17 protein-coding genes and 1 pseudogene are annotated in these 16,907 nt (G+C 53.2%); 13 read left to right on the top strand and 5 right to left on the bottom strand.

The features are described from left to right. Positions 1 to 390: 390 nt before the first annotated feature. Positions 391 to 726: a helix-turn-helix domain-containing protein gene (locus tag JCM17207_RS07585; protein WP_238317006.1), complete on the bottom strand. Its 336-nt coding sequence runs from the start codon at positions 724 to 726 to the stop codon at positions 391 to 393. 309 nt (positions 727 to 1,035) lie between these two features. Here JCM17207_RS07585 and JCM17207_RS07580 point away from each other — a divergent pair, with 309 nt between their 5' ends. Both JCM17207_RS07580 and JCM17207_RS07575 read left to right on the top strand, forming a co-directional pair. After that, positions 1,036 to 1,305, top strand: coding sequence for a hypothetical protein (locus JCM17207_RS07580; protein ID WP_238317005.1), 270 nt, complete (start codon positions 1,036 to 1,038; stop codon positions 1,303 to 1,305). A gap of 34 nt (positions 1,306 to 1,339) precedes the next feature. Next, on the top strand, positions 1,340 to 1,519 hold the full coding sequence (locus tag JCM17207_RS07575; RefSeq protein WP_238317004.1) for a hypothetical protein: 180 nt from the start codon (positions 1,340 to 1,342) through the stop codon (positions 1,517 to 1,519). A 773-nt stretch (positions 1,520 to 2,292) separates the two neighbouring features. Here JCM17207_RS07575 and JCM17207_RS07570 read toward each other — a convergent pair. From JCM17207_RS07570 to JCM17207_RS07560, 3 genes are all read right to left on the bottom strand, one after another. Beyond that, positions 2,293 to 3,753, bottom strand: a complete 1,461-nt coding sequence (locus JCM17207_RS07570; protein WP_238317003.1) for a C69 family dipeptidase — start codon at positions 3,751 to 3,753, stop codon at positions 2,293 to 2,295. Between the two features lie 331 nt (positions 3,754 to 4,084). Next, the gene (locus JCM17207_RS07565; protein ID WP_238317002.1) at positions 4,085 to 4,915 is read right to left on the bottom strand and encodes an HAD family hydrolase; all 831 of its coding nucleotides are present in this window, start codon (positions 4,913 to 4,915) and stop codon (positions 4,085 to 4,087) included. Continuing rightward, positions 4,912 to 6,927: a beta-galactosidase gene (locus tag JCM17207_RS07560; protein WP_238317001.1), complete on the bottom strand. Its 2,016-nt coding sequence runs from the start codon at positions 6,925 to 6,927 to the stop codon at positions 4,912 to 4,914. The genes JCM17207_RS07565 and JCM17207_RS07560 overlap by 4 nt, the downstream gene beginning before the upstream one ends. Positions 6,928 to 7,112: 185 nt before the next feature. Here JCM17207_RS07560 and JCM17207_RS07555 point away from each other — a divergent pair, with 185 nt between their 5' ends. The 4 genes from JCM17207_RS07555 (at position 7,113) to JCM17207_RS07540 (ending at position 9,806) form a co-directional block, all read left to right on the top strand. Further along, positions 7,113 to 7,961, top strand: coding sequence for a glycoside hydrolase family 32 protein (locus JCM17207_RS07555; protein ID WP_238317000.1), 849 nt, complete (start codon positions 7,113 to 7,115; stop codon positions 7,959 to 7,961). Positions 7,962 to 8,068: 107 nt separating this feature from the next. After that, positions 8,069 to 8,242, top strand: coding sequence for a hypothetical protein (locus JCM17207_RS07550; RefSeq protein WP_238316999.1), 174 nt, complete (start codon positions 8,069 to 8,071; stop codon positions 8,240 to 8,242). Beyond that, complete coding sequence (locus JCM17207_RS07545) at positions 8,239 to 8,418, top strand: GH32 C-terminal domain-containing protein (RefSeq protein WP_309295407.1); 180 nt, start codon at positions 8,239 to 8,241, stop codon at positions 8,416 to 8,418. Before JCM17207_RS07550 ends, JCM17207_RS07545 begins: the two co-directional genes overlap by 4 nt. Then, positions 8,418 to 9,806 carry a sucrose-specific PTS transporter subunit IIBC gene (locus tag JCM17207_RS07540; RefSeq protein WP_238316998.1) on the top strand — a complete coding sequence of 463 codons (1,389 nt, stop codon included), beginning with the start codon at positions 8,418 to 8,420 and terminating at the stop codon, positions 9,804 to 9,806. Before JCM17207_RS07545 ends, JCM17207_RS07540 begins: the two co-directional genes overlap by 1 nt. Positions 9,807 to 9,886: 80 nt before the next feature. Here JCM17207_RS07540 and JCM17207_RS07535 read toward each other — a convergent pair whose 3' ends face one another. After that, the gene (locus tag JCM17207_RS07535; protein WP_238316997.1) at positions 9,887 to 11,803 is read right to left on the bottom strand and encodes an FAD-dependent oxidoreductase; all 1,917 of its coding nucleotides are present in this window, start codon (positions 11,801 to 11,803) and stop codon (positions 9,887 to 9,889) included. A 130-nt stretch (positions 11,804 to 11,933) separates the two neighbouring features. Between JCM17207_RS07535 and JCM17207_RS07530 the strand changes: the two genes are divergently transcribed. The 7 genes and pseudogenes from JCM17207_RS07530 (at position 11,934) to JCM17207_RS07495 (ending at position 16,531) form a co-directional block, all read left to right on the top strand. Then, entirely contained in the window at positions 11,934 to 12,860 is a 927-nt protein-coding gene (locus JCM17207_RS07530; protein ID WP_238316996.1) for a LysR family transcriptional regulator, read from the top strand. 12 nt (positions 12,861 to 12,872) lie between these two features. Then, positions 12,873 to 13,073 (top strand): annotated as a pseudogene (locus tag JCM17207_RS13725) (helix-turn-helix domain-containing protein); the annotation flags it as partial. Between the two features lie 338 nt (positions 13,074 to 13,411). After that, a complete protein-coding gene (locus tag JCM17207_RS07515) occupies positions 13,412 to 13,600 on the top strand; it encodes a hypothetical protein (protein ID WP_238316995.1) in 189 nt (62 codons plus the stop codon). 24 nt (positions 13,601 to 13,624) lie between these two features. Then, complete coding sequence (locus tag JCM17207_RS07510) at positions 13,625 to 14,077, top strand: hypothetical protein (RefSeq protein ID WP_238316994.1); 453 nt, start codon at positions 13,625 to 13,627, stop codon at positions 14,075 to 14,077. 64 nt (positions 14,078 to 14,141) lie between these two features. Then, the gene (locus JCM17207_RS07505) at positions 14,142 to 14,987 is read left to right on the top strand and encodes a transporter substrate-binding domain-containing protein (protein WP_238316993.1); all 846 of its coding nucleotides are present in this window, start codon (positions 14,142 to 14,144) and stop codon (positions 14,985 to 14,987) included. A 103-nt stretch (positions 14,988 to 15,090) separates the two neighbouring features. After that, positions 15,091 to 15,729: an amino acid ABC transporter permease gene (locus JCM17207_RS07500; protein WP_238316992.1), complete on the top strand. Its 639-nt coding sequence runs from the start codon at positions 15,091 to 15,093 to the stop codon at positions 15,727 to 15,729. Positions 15,730 to 15,742: 13 nt separating this feature from the next. Further along, a complete protein-coding gene (locus JCM17207_RS07495; RefSeq protein WP_238316991.1) occupies positions 15,743 to 16,531 on the top strand; it encodes an amino acid ABC transporter ATP-binding protein in 789 nt (262 codons plus the stop codon). The last annotated feature ends 376 nt before the right edge of the window (positions 16,532 to 16,907 follow it).

Raw genomic sequence — 16,907 nt, 5'->3', positions numbered from 1 at the left:
GCTCTTTCATCGCTATTCCTTTCCGCTGGGTTGTTGGCACTTTCCAGTGTACAGGATTTAAAAGAGCATCGGTAGTGGCTTTATCTTTTCCGACTAAATTTGGTTGCGAACCCCCGACACTTGAAGGTTAGTTTCGCCCGACCCGAATAACTCCAAACATGAGCACTCCCGCTGCATCATTCCCTGTAAATAAGAATTAAGACGTCCCTTCTTCGCACAATCCAAATCATCGTACAAGTCAGGCGATACATGATTACATTCATCGAATTTCATTTTACTCCTCCGGTATCGCAATCTATCAGAGTTTATTAAACGCTCATAGAGTTGATTATATACAAGTTTGGCGTAAAATAAAAGGGTGACAGCCGGCCAAGATGCTGTCACCTAAATTCATTCGCTGATAATATAGGGAAGATTTTCAATATAAGCATTCAGAATATCAACTGCTGCTTTTTTCTGCTTTGGCGTGAGTATGCTGAGTTTTTGGTTCAGCTCATCATCTGCCACATGGGATGCCGGGGCAACAGTATCACGAATCAATGCGTCTGCCGATATGCCCAAAACTTCCACGAGTCGAATGAAAGTTTCCAAGCTAGGAGACTTTTTACCTCTTTCAAGATCACCCACATAGTTTGTGGATAGCCCTGCTCTTTCTGCGAACTGTTCCAGTGTCCACCCGTTAGCCTTGCGCTGCTGTCTTAAGCGTTGACCGAAAAGCGATTCCATGCTGACCTCTCATTCCATATGTGTTGATCCAACACTAATAGAATAGCTGTCGAATGGCATCTTATACACAATCAATTTGTGTTGGTTAAACTCTAATTGAGTTGATTTTTATGTGATTTTTTATGTTGTCGGACTGTAAAATGTAGAGTTTGAATTTTCGGCCAATCACCACATCTGTTGCACTGCAAACGCTTTCATGCTATACTTTGCACAAGAATTGCCAACTGGTTGAAAGAGGACGCTGTTATGCCAAGGCCCAAAGGGAGCCAAAACAAATCCAAAACGAATAAGATGAATTTTGCAGCTGCTATGGAAGCTAAACTGGCTGAAAAGGCACAGTTAGAGCAAAAAATAACCGAAGCCCTCGCTGAGATCGACCGGTTGAAAGCACAGCTCAAGGCGAACCGTACTTCCCTTAAGTCCGTTGAAAAATCTATTGCCAAACTGGAAACACAAAAGGCCGAGGCAGATGCACAAGCTATTCTGAAAGCTCAGAAGTCTAAACTGAACTCTGCTATTCAGAATCTTCTCGATGCAGGTATGAGCATGGATGACATCATCCACAAGTTAAATGGGTAAATCAAACAAGGTATGCCCTCGTTGTGGCCGGAAGATGAAACAGCAATTTATTGGGCTTCAGCATTGCAAATGCGGCATGAGCTGGAAACGTGATATTGGATTTTTTGAGCGAACAAATGAGATGATGTTCTGCCTGGAACGCCGTTATATAAACGGAAAGCCCAAACAACGGCCTACAATTCGCTATAACAAAGATGATTCTGGTGATACATAATAACGTTGACTTAGAATTGGCAAGCAATACTTCTGGCTACCCACTTTGCCAGAAGCGGCTTGTTGGGGCACTCCCCAATCCCCTGTTGATCACAGAAGTTCCTTCTGCGGCTGCACGTTTTGCAAACGCTTTCTCCGCCCCTCGACACCGATTTTATGTATGGTCCAGGGCCGAACTTGTACGAAATAAAACTAAAACCCCACGTTAAACGTGGGGTTTGCAGAACGGCCCTATAGGGGCCACAATACCAGTAGCGCCTAAAGGCGCGTAATGCGTGATGCCAACCGCACTTAGCGTCACTTTTTGATTTTCCTCCTTATTTCAGGCACTTCTTATTATTTTCTTTTGTCACCTCAATCGTTCTTGGAGCTTTACCTATTTTTTATGTTCAAGCTTTTATCTCTGTCCTATCCCTGACCCTATATTTTCTGTAAGTTAACTTATTCACAATTTCCTTATTAAACCCTTGAAAGACTTTTGCATTTCCCGTAAACGTGTAATAAACGTTTCTCGTTCATATGGGTGAACCTCCTTTTGCTTGTAGTGCGGTTGGCGTCACCCGCTTCTATTTTAGCAAAAGGAGGTTCTTTTTTTACCGTATCAATGCTCGTACTATACTCGTCCATAAGCATAGCTTGTGGTTGTTTATTGAATTTCACAAAAGACCTGCGGTGTGTGTCAGACACCGCAGGTCTTTTGTCGTTTCCAGGCTTCTCCGAGAACGGATTAAACACGAGGCGCAGATACCAAAAAGCAGCACCCCGATGGTCTGCTCAGTTGTCTCCTCTGTGATACCGGATCTTCATATGCTCCGAGGCATTTTTGAGAATCTGCCCAAGGGCCTTGTCCGACTCTTCCCTGACCATATCGGCAATCCTGTGGTTCGCTTCCTCCAGGATTTCAACAGGCGCCCCCTGCCGGATCTTCTCATCGTACTCGTACAGGAACTGCTGCCCGCGGTTCATCACGGCATTCACATACCGCTCATCCAGCAGCAGGGCATCCCCGAAGTGGGCATCGGTCAGCGCCGCAATGAGCCGGCTGTGCCAGTACATACTGTTTGTGGAAACTGTTTCGGTGGTACCGCTGAGATACTTGGGAAATTCCGTCACATTCGCGTATACCGGGAAGCAGGCCGTAAAGCCGCTGCCGCCCATCGACAGCCACTCCACTCCCTGGATGGCCGCCGGCAGACCGCCGCGGATCTGCATGATCCCACACACGTCGCTGTTGGGCACGCCGATTGTGCGATACTTGCCCTTGCAGGCGGCGGTCTTATCGTAGGGATTGTAGGGCGTCCCCTGATAATAGGAGCCCAGCAAATACCGCACATCCTCCACCGTCACCTTGCGCTCAGGCACAAAGGACCAGGGAATATCGTTGCTTTCCGGGGTGAAGTCGGCGTTCTCTCCTTCCCACTTGCAGGTCCGGGGCAGGAAATACCGGGCCATGAACCAGGCGCGGGGCGTATTGTAAATATGGTCCGCATCCGAATGGGAACCGAAGGCCAGTCTCGGATTGAAAGACGCCCCTGTATCCAGCGCCAGGCTGTACTTCTCCACAAACGCCTGCAGGTCCTTGGAGCAAAGATTTTCCTTCTGCTCTCCATATGCGTCCGAAAAGTCAAAGTGATCCAGACCAAACTGGTTGGGCATTACAACCACCCGGTCATCCGGCACACGCCGGGCAATCCAGTGGTGGCCGCCGATGGTTTCCAGCCACCAGATTTCATCGGCATCCGCAAAGGCCATGCCATTGGGCTCATAGGTACCGTACTGCTCCAGCAGTGCACCGGTACGCAGCACACCTTCCCGGGCAGAATGAATGTAGGGAAGCACCAGGGTCACCAAGTCCTCTTCCCCAATTCCGCCGGGAACCGCTTTGATATTGCGCCCCTTCTTTTCTTGATACCGGACATAGGGGTCTGCACCAATAACCCTGGCATTGCTGGTGATCGTCTCGGTGGCGGTCATAGCCACATTGGCCTCATTGATGCCGCAGGCGGGCCACACCCCATTCGTCCTTGTCACGTTAGGGCAGTCAGTATAGCGCATGGCCTTCTCCGGGAGCAAGACCGTCAGGTGAGAAATGACGGTTTTATATGTAGCAGCCTTCTCCCGGGCCGGGTGCGCCAAAAGGCGCTTAGCTTCAAATCCGCCGTCATCATTGCGGGCAATGATGGTGGAACCGTCATGGCTAGCTTTCTTGCCTACCAGAATCGTTGTACAAGGCATATATGTCTCCTTTTCCATCTACATCCGTTTCAATTATGTACAGCTTTGTCTTACTGCACAGCAAACTTCCTGCATCCAAGAATCGACAAAAAATCTGTTTCTTCTTATTTGCCGCATTAATGATAGCACGGACTCTGCGCCATTTCCAGTCCCTGTTTTCTCTGGCCTGTTTCCAGCAGCAGCCCCTGGTTGCGGGGCAAGATTATTTAGATCATAAGCTTTTAAAAAGAAAAGTTTCTTCCTCCTGTCAAGCCCAAAAAGAACACCCTGATTCCCGGCATAAATCAAGAGTGACAGCGTCCCCACTGTACCAAGCTCTCGTTCTTTGGACTCATATCAGGCCGAGAGCTTCAAAGGCTCTGTGGAGCCCATCTTCTGCCAGAGGCGGACAAACCATCTGGGCCAACTGCTGAAGTGTGGGATTGCCATTGCCCATACAAATCCCAAACGTGGCAGCCTCGAGCATTTCCCGATCGTTCATACTGTCTCCAAAGGCGATAGTGTCCGCCGGATCAACACCTAGATACGCACAAAGGCGGTGAACGGCTGTTCCTTTGTTAAATGTACGATTGATCAGATCGCCGTTGACAATCTGCCGAGCATCCAGATCCTGAATGCAGAAATAGAAGTCGTCCTGAAGGATCTGCATGGGGACACGCAGCCGTTCCATCCCCCGGCTGGCAAAGACCATTTTGTAGACCGGTTCTGCACGGTATTCTGTTATGGGGCGGGTGTCATGATCGTTTTCCAGCTGTTTTTGCCAGCGGAGCAGCTCGCTGTTGGCCCTCCGAGAAACAGCATCCCGCAAAAAGTCCCGGAACAAAGAGGCCGTATAGCTGTGGTCGAGAGTTTCCAGGGTATAATAGACCCCATTTTCATCCAAAACAGAGAGAACCCTGGCCTGCTGCCTGGGAGGCATGGGGCAATCGTAGATTACTTGGTTCCCATAAACGATATAACCGCCGGCGCTCCCGATAAAACCGTCAAACCCAAACCCAAGCAGGGGCGACAGCATCCCACGGTTTCGCCCCGAACAGAGCACCAGCCGATGTCCATTGGCCCGTGCAAGGCGGATAGCCTCTAACGCTGAGGCTGGCGGTTGATTGGTTCCTGGCTCGACAAGGGTGCCGTCCACGTCCAAAAAGATCAGCTTTTGTTTCATACACGCCTCCGCCGAAACACAACCGTTGAGCAGCCCTGCACCTGGCCGGCCTCAAAGTCGCCGAACAACACCGCCGCGTTTGGGGGGACGGGCAGCGAAATGGGATCGTCCGTAAAGTTTTGGACAAAAATATATTCGTTTTCCTCATCCTGCCGGCTGGATACTTCCAGCCCCTCCGGCATAGAGGGCAAAATGGGTGCAAGATTTAAACAGGCTGTGACCTCTTTGTAAAAGTCGTTGTAAAATCCTTCCTCTGCATCGGTGCAGATGTAGTAGGCACGGCCTTTCCCGTAGGGGTGGACCGTAACAGCCGGATACCCCCGGTAAAAATCATCGGTATAGCGCATGAGCGTCTGAGCCCCCTGGAGCCGCACCAAATCACACAGGTTTTCGCAGCGGTATTGGGGAGCGCCGGATTCCGCTGCGAAATGATGCACTTCGCCGGTGCACAGAGCGTCGATTTCCTCACTGCGCAGGCCCAGAAGATCGGTCAGGCCATGCGGCGTGCCGCCAAGATAACAGAGGTCGGTTTCGTTGACGATTCCGCTCCAATATGTCATGATGAGGGTACCGCCGCCCTGGACAAATTCCCGCAGGCGGTCCTCGATGCCGGACCGGAACATATAGAGCATAGGGACCACCAGCATCCGGTACCCCTCCAAGGGCTGTTCGACCTGGAGCAGATCCACATTCAGCCCGCATTTTCGCAGTGCCTGATAGGATTTAAAGACTGCTTCGCGGTAGAACAAGCCCTCGTTCCGGGGGCCGCGGGCCTGTTCCATGGCCCAGCGGCTTTCTGTATCCCAGAGCACTGCCGCCGGAGCGTCCACCTGGCTGCCGGCAATGCAGGCCAGAGACTCGAGCGCCTGGCCGGTCTGGGTAACCTCCCGGAAAACCCGGGTGTCCTCTCCGCCATAGTGATCGATTACAGCGCCATGGAATTTTTCAAATCCGCCCCGGCCCTGCCGGATCTGGAAAAACTGGACGCTGTCCGCCCCGTGAGCAATGGCATGGAGAGAAGCATTCAACAAAAGACCTGGCTTTTTCAGCTTGCTGACCGGCTGCCAGTTCAGGCCGGAGGGGCTGGACTCCATCAGCAAAAACGGTGCGTGCTTCATGGTGCGCATCAAATCGTGCTGCATCCCGGTCTGGAGGGCGGTTCGGCTGTCCGACTGGTACCGCCAGAGCGGGTAGCTGTCCCAGGAGACTATATCAATTTCCTTGGCGAGTTCATAGTAATTCAGGCCGGTGTAATCCTCCATAAAATTGGTGTTCACCGGCTGGGTGGCCCCCGCCTCGCGGAGGGCCCGGATCTCTTCCCGCATAAAATCGGTGGTCTGGGCCGTCACAAACCGCTTCCAGTCCAGGGACAGGCCGTGCAAACCGCTGTCCCCCAGGGTCGAAGGGCTCTCCACCTGCTCAAAGGAGGTATAGGTGTGGCTCCAGAAGGTGGTCCACCAGGCGTGATTCAGGGCATCAATGGTTTGGTAGCGTTCTTTCAGCCACCGGCGGAACGCGGCCTGGCAGAGAGGGCAGTGGCACTCGCCGCCATATTCATTGGAAATATGCCAGAGGATCACCCCCGGGTGATCTTTGAACGTCTCGGCCAGCTTCTGATTGATCATCCGGACCTTCTGGCGGTAGACCGGGGAGGTATAACAATGGTTATGCCGTTCCCCATACAGGCAGCGAACCCGATCCTCCCGGACCCGGAGAACCTCGGGATATTTTTCGGCCAGCCAGCGAGGCCGTGCACCAGACGGCGTCGCGAGGATCACCCGGATTCCGCGGGCGTAGAGGGTATTCATCATCTCTTTCAACCATTCCAGGTGAAAGACGCCCTCTTCCGGCTCCAGAATAGACCAGGAGAACACCCCCAGGGTCACCGCATTGATCCGGGCTTTCTGCAACATTTCGAGATCACGGGCCAGAATATCCGGGCGGTCCAGCCATTGCTCGGGGTTATAATCTCCGCCATAAATAAATTGTTTGGGAATACTCTGTTTTTCCATAGGTAGGTCCTTTCCTTCCTGTGTAGTATCTGCCCTTGAGTATACGGTGTCTGACGCGGTTCGGCAACCCTCTGCGGGGCAGAAAGCATCCCTCTTTCTGCACAGGGGCAAGGCAAAAATATGAATTTTGTTTCACGGCATTTTGTTGTAAAATGAAGTCGTCCTCAGAGAAAGGAGCAATCGGTATGAAACCAGTGTATCATATTTCGCCGGAACACGGGTTCCTCAACGATCCCAACGGTCTGGCAAAATTCCGGGGCGAGTTCCACGCTTTTTACCAATGGCTGCCCGAGGTGACACCCCGGGGTCCCAAACGGTGGCGGCACTGCGTTTCCAAGGACCTAATCCACTGGAATGACGTGGGCAGCAGCCTGGAACCCACCCAGTGGTATGAAAAAGATGGCTGCTACTCCGGCTCCGGTGTGGTGGACAGGGACCGATACTATTTGTTTTATACCGGGAACGTTCGGGATGAACAAGGCGGACGAGAGTCTTTCCAATGCGCAGCGGTTTCCCAAGATGGGCGGCAGTTCATCAAGCTGGGGCCGGTGGTACGGCGGCCCAGAGCCTATACCCCCCATTTCCGTGACCCAAAGGTCTGGCGGAAGGAAGGCCACTGGTGGATGCTGGTCGGCGCACAGACCCAGGAGCTGACGGGCAACGCAGCCCTTTTCCGCTCAGAGGATCTGCTGCACTGGTGCTGGATGGGCAATGCCCTGGCCCCCGATCTGGATCTGGGGTATATGTGCGAGTGCCCCGATCTGTTGGAGGTGGACGGAAAAGAGTTTCTGATGGTCAGCCGCCAGTCGGAGCAGGGCCCCTGCCCCTTGGCGCTGGCCGGCCGGATGGACTATCCCCGGGGGCGGTTTTGTACGGCAGGGCCCGGCGTCCCGCTGGACGAGGGGATGGATTTTTATGCCCCGCAGAGTTTTACGGACGAGGCTGGCCGCCGCCTGCTCTTTGGCTGGGTTCGGGGGATGCTGCGTATCAGCTCAGCCAGCCCGCCGCCCGGGAGGGCTGGCTCCACAGCCTGACCATCCCGCGGGAATTGTTTGTTCGGGGCGGCGCGCTCTGCCAGCGGCCCGCAGAAGAGCTGAAGCAACTCCGGCGGGAAGAACAGCAGACGGAATCTGCCGGAACGATGACGCTCAACCGCGGTACAGCAAGTCTGGAGCTGTTGGCAGAAGGGCTGGGTGGGCAGGAAGTCTCTTTTGATTTTGGTTCAGTGCTGAAACTGCATTATCGGCCGGAAACCCGGGCGATGCAGGTTATGCGAAAAAATGGGATGCGGAGGGATACGATGAAAAAAGTATAAACCTGGCCCGGCTGGATACCCTTCAGGTCTACCTGGATCAGTCCACGGCGGAGCTCTTTGTAAACCAGGGCGAAAAGGTGCTCACCTTTAAGGCGTATTTCGGCAGGGATACCGGGGTCAAAATTGGATCAGAGAAAAAAATCAGGGTGTCAACTTGGATATTGGAGGTATCATAATGGCACAGCCAGTGGATTATCAATCGGTGGCCCGCCAGATTATTGAGGTCGTCGGCGGAGCGGAGAATGTTCTCTCGGCGGCGCACTGCGCAACCAGACTTCGCCTGATCGTCAAAAACCGGGAGATCATCGACGACAAAAAAGTCGAGAGCCTGCCGCTGGTCAAGGGCTGCTTTTTTACGGCGGGGCAGTACCAGATCATCCTGGGCACCGGCGTGGTCAACAAGGTGTTCGACGAAGTAATTAAGCTGGGGATCTCGGGTGCATCCAAAAACGAACAGGCCGCGGCGGCAGCTCAAAACGGGAACACCGCCCAGCGTCTGGTCCGGGTATTCGCCGACGTATTTGTCCCCATCATCCCGGTTATGGTGGCCACCGGCCTGTTCATGGGCCTGCGTGGGGTCCTGACCCAGCCGGATCTTTTGGCGATGCTGGGCCTCACCACCGAGTCGATCCCCGAGAATTTCATCTCTTTTACCCAGATTCTGACCGATACCGCATTCAGCTTTTTGCCGGTTCTGGTCTGCTGGTCTGCCTTTAAAAAATTTGGCGGTTCGCCGGTCATTGGCATCGTCGTGGGTTTGATGCTGGTCCACAATATCCTCCCCACCTCCTGGGCTGTGGCAGAGGGAACCGCTGAGCCGCTGCTGTTCTTCGGCTTTATCAAAGTGAACGGTTACCAGAGCTCGGTTCTTCCAGCCTTTATTGTGGGTTTCCTCGGCTCCAAGATCGAGCAGTGGCTGCACGACCATGTCCCCAATGCACTGGATCTGATCGTCACTCCTTTTGTAACGGTTTTGCTCTCTCTGAGCCTGGGCCTGTTTGCAATTGGGCCGGTCTTCCACTCGGTGGAGATGGTATTGGTCGATATTGTGAACTTCCTGTTCCAGCTCCCCTTTGGGGTAGGCGGCCTGATCTGGGGTGCTTTGTGCCAGGTGATCGTCATTACCGGCGTCCACCACGCCCTCAACCTTGTGGAAATTGAGATGCTCTCCAAAACCGGCTGGAACCCGGTCAACCCGGTGGGCTCCTGCGGAATCGTGGCCCAGGCAGGCGCGGCCATGGCCGTGGCGGTCAAATCCAAGTCTGTCAAGATGAAGTCCCTGGCCTACCCTTCTGCGGTTTCGGGCCTTTTGGGAATCACGGAACCTGCAATCTTTGGTGTCAACCTCCGCCTGGTCAGTCCCTTTGTCTGGGGCTGCGTCGGCGGCGGTGTCGGCGGATGGCTCTCGGCCCTGGTGGGCCTGAAAGGTACCGGCCTGTCGGTGACGGGAATCCCCGGTATGCTGCTCTACCTGAACAAGCAGCTCCCCCTCTACATTTTGATCAACGGTATTGCTAAAGTTCCTTTTATGGGGTGCGTCTTTCGGGACGCACCCTTTTTATAATTGAAACTCTTTCAAATCAAAAGAGCGGTTCCCCCTTTTAATCGGGGAAACCGCTCTTTAAGACTATAATTTAAAACAGGTTACAGTTGCGCAACGTAGGAACCAGCCAAATATCCAAAGGTAATGCAGCGGCCAATGGACAAGCCCATGGTGGACAGCGAATAGTCGTTGTCCCCATAGAAGCAGCCCGAACAGTTACCCGCCGCAAACAGACCAGGGATCGGGGCATTTTCTTTATCAAGGCACTGCCCATTCTCGTTGACGATCAGACCCGCAGGAAGCGCCGATACTTCAAATTTACGGGGCTGCGCATAGAAAGGAGCGGTATCCACCGGCTTCATATATTTTGAAGCTTTACCGAAATCCAGATCCTGACCCTGTGCACAGAGCTCATTATACCGTTTCACAGAAGCCATTGCCGTATCAACCGGCAGCCCAGCCAATTCAAAGAGTTCTTCCAGCGTGTCGGCTTTGAGTGTTACGCCCTGTTCTACCAGAGCGGCCAGCTTCTCAGGAGAAGCATTTGCCACCGTCGGCACGGTGGGATCGCTGCCCCATCCGTAGACATATTCGGAATAGTTGGCGTCAAAAATAGAAACCATCTGGTTGCCGGGTTGATCGCGCAGAACGGTAGCGCGGTCGCCATATTCAATGTCTTCATACATAAAGCGCTCGCCGTTCAAATTCAAAGCCAGCAGGGGCTCTTCGCGCAATACACTTGCACCGCCGCCATGCACCATCTTGCAATGGGTGCCTTTTTCCATCTGAGCGCCCGCGAGCATGCCAATCAAATGTCCATCTCCCGTTTTATTGGCCTGTTTGCGAGGGAACGGGCTTGCATCGGGGGTGTAGCGGTCTACCATGGCATCGTTGTTCTGGTAATCGCCCGTGGCCAAAATTACGCCTTTGTTTGCAGTAAAACGGATGTAGCCATCATCGTTCTTACCAACCACACCTACGACTGCATTGTCCTTTTTGATCAGCTGAACAGCCGGAGTCCCAAAGAAAAACTCCACGCCTTTTTCTTCCATCAAAGGGACCAGTGCACTCATAGGTTCCTGCATGGACCCCGAAAAGAGAATGCCTTTTACATGGCAGTTTCCGTCCTCATAGACATGTGTTTTGCTGTCGCTCTCGGTATAGTTGGTAAACCCAGCCTCTGCAAGTTTTTCCTCGAACCACTCCAGAGCTTCCTGCGAACGATTGGCATAGAGCCAGTGCTGTTTCAAATCGCCGCGATGATCGTAAGTAGCGTGCAGTTCATGCACATACTCTGCGATGCCGACAGGATCGCTCTCTGTTTTCACAACGCGCGCAGCAAGCATTCCCTGTGCGTTGACCATATCCTGTTTTTGCAGCACAATGACCGAAGCACCTGCTTCAATCGCAGCCAGCGCAGCAGGAATACCGGTGGTACCAGCACCCACAACCACGACATCTGCGGTGTACTCCGCAGCAAACGAAGTAATTTCGCAGGCTTCCGCCTCAGAGGCTGCGAGTTCTTTTGCAGAAATACCAACAGCCGCGGCGATTTCAACGGCTTCTTCGTCTACATCTTTTTCTTCTGCAGGGGCGGCAACAACAACCGTCGTACCGGAAGCCTGGCTCATACAATCCGCGGCGGCCGTCTTAATTGCATCGCTGGTTACGGTAGCGCCCGATACGGTATCAACGCTGCAGGTCTGTGCAGCCTGGATCATTTCGGCCAGCTTTTCTGCTGCCGTATCTCCCAGCCCAGCGGTTTCACCCGAGGCATCAATCACCACATCGGTAATCCGGGTTTCGTCAAAGGTCATAGTGACGGTGACGGGGCCATTTTTTCCTGTGGCGCTTGCAGTATAAGTGCCCGGTGTAAAGGTCAATCCGGAAACCAGAGGTTCCGACTCAGCCGTCACAGCAGTTGAGCTGCAGCCGGATGCAGCACCCGCAGCCGCAATCCCAAGCGCACCAAGTGCAGCCTGCTTGATAAAATGTCTTCTGGATACAGTCTTTTTCATTTTCTTTGTCCTCCTCAAGGAAACCTTCATTCGATAACCTATTATCAAACAATTGGTATTGAAAGTGAAGAACAAAAATGCAATACTAGGTATAAGCGATCCTTATACCCAAACAACAGGAGGAATTTGTTTGAACTTTCGACAGCTCAAGTGCTTTTCTTTGTCCGCAGAACTGCATAGTTTCTCTCTGGCCTCAGAGCGGTTATACATCTCTCAATCCGCTGTTACACAACAGATTAAAACGCTGGAAAACGAAGTCGGATGCCAACTGTTCCATCGCAGCAACCGGGGAATCACCCTGACCGCGGAAGGCGAAAAACTTCTGAAAGCCGCAGATCATATTTTGCAAATTTGGGATAATGCGGTCCAACAGCTGAACACCCGTTGTTTGGACGAAAGCCTCTGCATAGGGTATCTCGGGCCCCCGCCAACGGATATGTTTGCCTGGCTTTCCAAACAGCTGCACAACCAAAACCCGAATCTCCATATCACTTATACCCGTTTTTCGCCTTCAGAAGTAGTAGAAGCAATCAGCTCAGGAAAAGCCGATTTAATCTTTGGCGAAAACCATTCTCTCTGGCAAAGGCACGGGATCCGTTTCGTGTCCCTGTATCAGGAGCGCCATTATCTGGTTCTATCGGCGGATCACCCGCTGGCGAATCGAGTTTCTCTTTCTCTGGCCGATATGAAAGGAGAAACTTTCGTACTTCCATCCCGACGCCCGTGGATTGACCACTTGAACCGGCTCTGTGAGATGCCCGGCGGCGAACAGTTGGAGAATTTTATTCCGGCATCTGATTTTCTCTCTTATGCACCGGACGTTCTGGCATACCGTGCAGTGGCTATTATACCAGAACGCATGTATCCTCAGTCGGATCAGGTAGTTGCCATCCCGTTGGCCCCTGACATTCCTTTTTACGCTGGTTTTTTGTGTCCACGCTTATCAACAGAACGGTCCGCACAGATCATTGACTATTGTAAAAATTTCATTCAAGAGCGAGAAGCTGCGGGTTCACCCCTGAATATCCATTCAGAAGAACCCGCCTTTGTTTCATAACAGGATTAGAATATGAAAAAGTATAAAATGGGGGAAGTTTCCAAAATGCTGAATATCCCGCCCGAGACCATCCGTTCCCTCGAGCGGATGGGCCTGCTCTCCCCGGGCAAAAAGGAGGGAAGCAACTACCGCTTCTACGATTTACAGGACATCAGCCAGATCCTGAACTACAAAAGATACCGTCAAATGGGCTTTTCCTCCGCAAAAAGCATTCGCATTTTGACGGAGGGCAGCCAGACCGAGCTGCTGCGGATGCTGGAAGAGAAAGGGCGGGAGGCCGTTCTTTTATCTGGCGGACACCTGCTGGAGCGCCTTTACCAACATAGGCTCCGAGGAGTGGGTTTTCTACCTCAAGCGCCGCCGGGAACAGGGCTTCCGGGTGCTGCAGATCAATATCCTGCCGCAGTGGGACGCCTGCGCCACGCCATACCACCATTATCCGCTGCCAAGGAGAGCTGTGACCCCAAGGGCATCCCCGTGGACGTAATCCCCATGGCCGACTACGGCGTCATGAACGGCAATAAGGTACCTGGCAGGAAGGCGGCAAGGGCATGATCATCGAGGGCCGTCTACCCTACCGCGATGTAAGCGTAGCGGATTACACACGGCAGTTCGCGTATTCCAGCGCAGACCTCGAACAGGCGCTGCATGCCGGGTCCGAGGCCAACTCCCCCAAGCGCCGCGGCATCGACTTTTATCACCACTACAAAGAAGCCTTTGGCTCCTGTGTGAAGTACTGACTGACCTTCAACGAAGTAGACGCCATGCTGCGCCACCCGGTCACCAGCGGCGGCCTCATTGAGGACCGCTTTACAGCAAAAGGCATCCCCTTTGAGCAGGCGATCTACCAGGCAATGCACCATCAGATGGTTGCAAGCGCGCTGGCAGCCATTGTGGCCTCATCTTTCATACACGCTCCCTTTTGCACAATTGGCAAAGCGAACTGGCCATTGACACTTCTTTGCCTTTCTTCCACGCCCTGGTCGTTGAGTCTGATTCCGTCTCAGATTACAGCAAAAACAAGATCGGAAATCCGTCTCACTTTTTTCTCGGGCCGTTTTTTATTTTCGCCTTCTGGTGCAAATCACAGAAAACGCACATGTTCATTTCCAGTCTTTTGGTCAAAAAGCCAAAAATCATCCCACACTGCTACTTTCGTCTTTACAATGCAAGAACAGTGTGTTAAAACTCATTATGTTATCACTGTATCACTTTAGAGTGACAAAGTGAAGGCAAGGCCCGCGCCGAGGGGGCGAGGCCGGAGATAAGGAGGATTTCATCATGAGAAAGTTGAAAAAGGCAGTTTCTTTGATCCTGACCGTGGCCATGACTCTGAGCTTTGCGGCCTGCGGTGGTTCGTCCAGCACCGTGGCTTCTTCGTCGGCAGCCAGCGCGTCGGCATCGGCCAGCGCTGCCGCAGACAGCGATATGTCCTATGTCCAGGATAAAGGCACCCTGGTGGTGGGCATGACCGATTTTGCCCCGATGGATTACCGGGACGAAAATGGCGAGTGGATCGGCTTTGATGCAGATATGGCCAAGGCTTTCGCAGAATACCTGGGTGTAGAGGCAGAGTTCTTGGAAATCAACTGGGACAATAAGCTGATGGAGCTGGACACCAAAGGGGTGGATGTAATCTGGAACGGTATGACCATCACCGACGAGGTAACCAATGGCGCTTCGGTGTCTGAGCCCTACTGCAACAACGGCCAGGTAGTGGTAGTACCTGCCGACAAGGCAGCCGACTACACGGACACCGAGAGCCTGTCGGGGCTGACCTTTGCTGTTGAAAACGGCTCGGCCGGCGCTGAACAGCTGGATGAGCTGGGCATTCCCTATGTAGCCAAGACCACCCAGGCCGACGCCCTGATGGAAGTAGCCTCGGGAGCTTCGGATGCCTGCGTCATCGATCTGCTGATGGCGGGCGCCATGATTGGCGAGGGCACCAGCTACCCCGACCTGACCTACACTGTTCAGCTGAACAGCGAGGAATACGGTGTGGCTTTCCGGAAGGGCTCTGACCTGACCGATGCATTCAACACCTTCTGGAAGGAAGCTTACGACGAAGGCACTGTTATGGAGACTGCCACCACCTACGGCGTCCAGGAGTCTGTCATCGAGAAGTAAAGAAAACATCTGCCTTTGAAACATTTGCCTCGGAACCGCATCCGCAGAGCTGGGGCAAATGTTTCTCTGTTGTATAAGCATCTGCAAAGAGAGGGAATCCGTTATGCTGCTGTCCGTCACCCTGACGTTGCTGGAGGGCTTGGGCACTACCTTGCAACTTTTTGCCCTGACCCTGCTGCTTGCGCTGCCTTTGGGTCTGGTGATCGCCCTGGGCGCCATGAGCCGCCTGACGCCGCTGCGCTGGTTTGTCAGCATGGTGGTGTGGGTGGTCCGCGGCACTCCCCTGATGATTCAGATTCTGATTATCTTCTATGGTCCCGGCCTGTTGTTTGACCTGCCCCTTCTGCCCCGGTTTGGGGCGGCGCTGCTCTCCTTTATCATCAACTACGCCTGCTACTTCTCCGAAATCTACCGCGGCGGCATCCAGTCCATCCCAAAAGGTCAGTATGAAGCCGGTGAGGTGCTGGGCATGACCCGGAGCCAGATCTTCTTTAAGGTCACGCTGATCCAGGTCATCAAGAGGATCGTCCCCCCTATGGGCAATGAATTCATCACCCTGGTCAAGGATACCGCCCTGGTGCGGGTCATCTCGGTATATGAAATCATCTGGATGGGGGAATCCTACATTAAAAAAGGAATGATTTGGCCTCTGTTCTATACAGCCGTGTTTTATCTGGTGGTCAACGGCATTTTGACGCTGCTGTTCCGTTGGGCCGAAAAGAAGTTGGATTATTTCCGCTGAGGAGGTGCGCGCTATGCCGGTTCTGGAAGTCAAGAACATTGAAAAACACTTCGGTGCCACTCATGTGCTGGAGGATATCAGTTTTAATTTGGAAAAAGGCCAGGCGCTGGCCATCATCGGCTCGTCGGGCAGCGGCAAAACCACCCTGCTGCGGTGTCTGAATTTCCTCGAGACCCCTGACCGGGGACAGATTTTGGTGAACGGGGAAACTCTCTTTGATGCGGCCGACCCCTCAACCCAGCGGGAGGCAGAAATCCGCCGCAAACGGCTTCATTTCGGGCTGGTGTTCCAGTCCTTCAACTTGTTCCCTCAGTACACCGCCTTGCAGAATGTAATGCTGGCAAAGCAGCTTTTGGCGCAGGAGCAGCCGGAGTACAAGGCCCGTAAGAAGGAGATCAACGCCGAAATCGAGGCCGAAGGCCGGGAATTGCTGCAACGAATGGGCCTTGCCGACCGTGCCAACCACTATCCTCACCAGCTTTCGGGCGGCCAACAGCAGCGCGTGGCCATCGCCCGGGCGCTGGCGCTCCACCCGGATATCCTCTGTTTTGACGAGCCCACCAGCGCCCTGGACCCCGAGCTGACCGGGGAGGTCCTGAAGGTCATCCGCTCCCTGGCCGAGCAGAAGACCACCATGATCATCGTCACACACGAGATGGCCTTTGCCCGGGACGTGGCCGACCAGATCATCTTCATGGATCAGGGAGTTATTGTGGAACAGGGCCCCGCCCGGGAGGTCATCGAGCGGCCCAAACAGGAGCGGACCCGGCAATTTCTGGCCCGCTATGCCCAGGAGCACTGAGAAACCAGGCCGTCAAAGGGCTGCTGCAAAACATAAGTCAAAACGGCTTTTGTTCCCTCCAGAAATTCGATCCTGCTTATCTCCGCCAAAAAATCCGTTTCCTTTCGGAAATGGATTTTTCTTTTATCCGATGATTTCTGCTGTTTCCTGGTCGGTATCATGTAACTCCGCTCAGAAAATCACTGTTATGCTGTCTTACAAAAATCAAAGAAGACTCTGACTCTCTTTGAACCGCTCCAGTAAAAGTAGACAATGAAAAAAGAAGGCCTCCTGTGGTAGAATAAAACTACTACAGGAGGTCTTTGCTATGCCCAGAAAATACAGCCACATTCAGGAACACGAGAAGGAAATAATAGAGCTTCGCAGCCAGGGAATG

Source organism: Faecalibacterium gallinarum, assembly GCF_022180365.1.
GTDB classification, from domain to species: Bacteria; Bacillota; Clostridia; order Oscillospirales; family Ruminococcaceae; genus Faecalibacterium; species Faecalibacterium gallinarum.
Note: the sequence above shows the minus strand (reverse complement) of the source record. Positions and strands in the feature narration are given on the sequence as shown.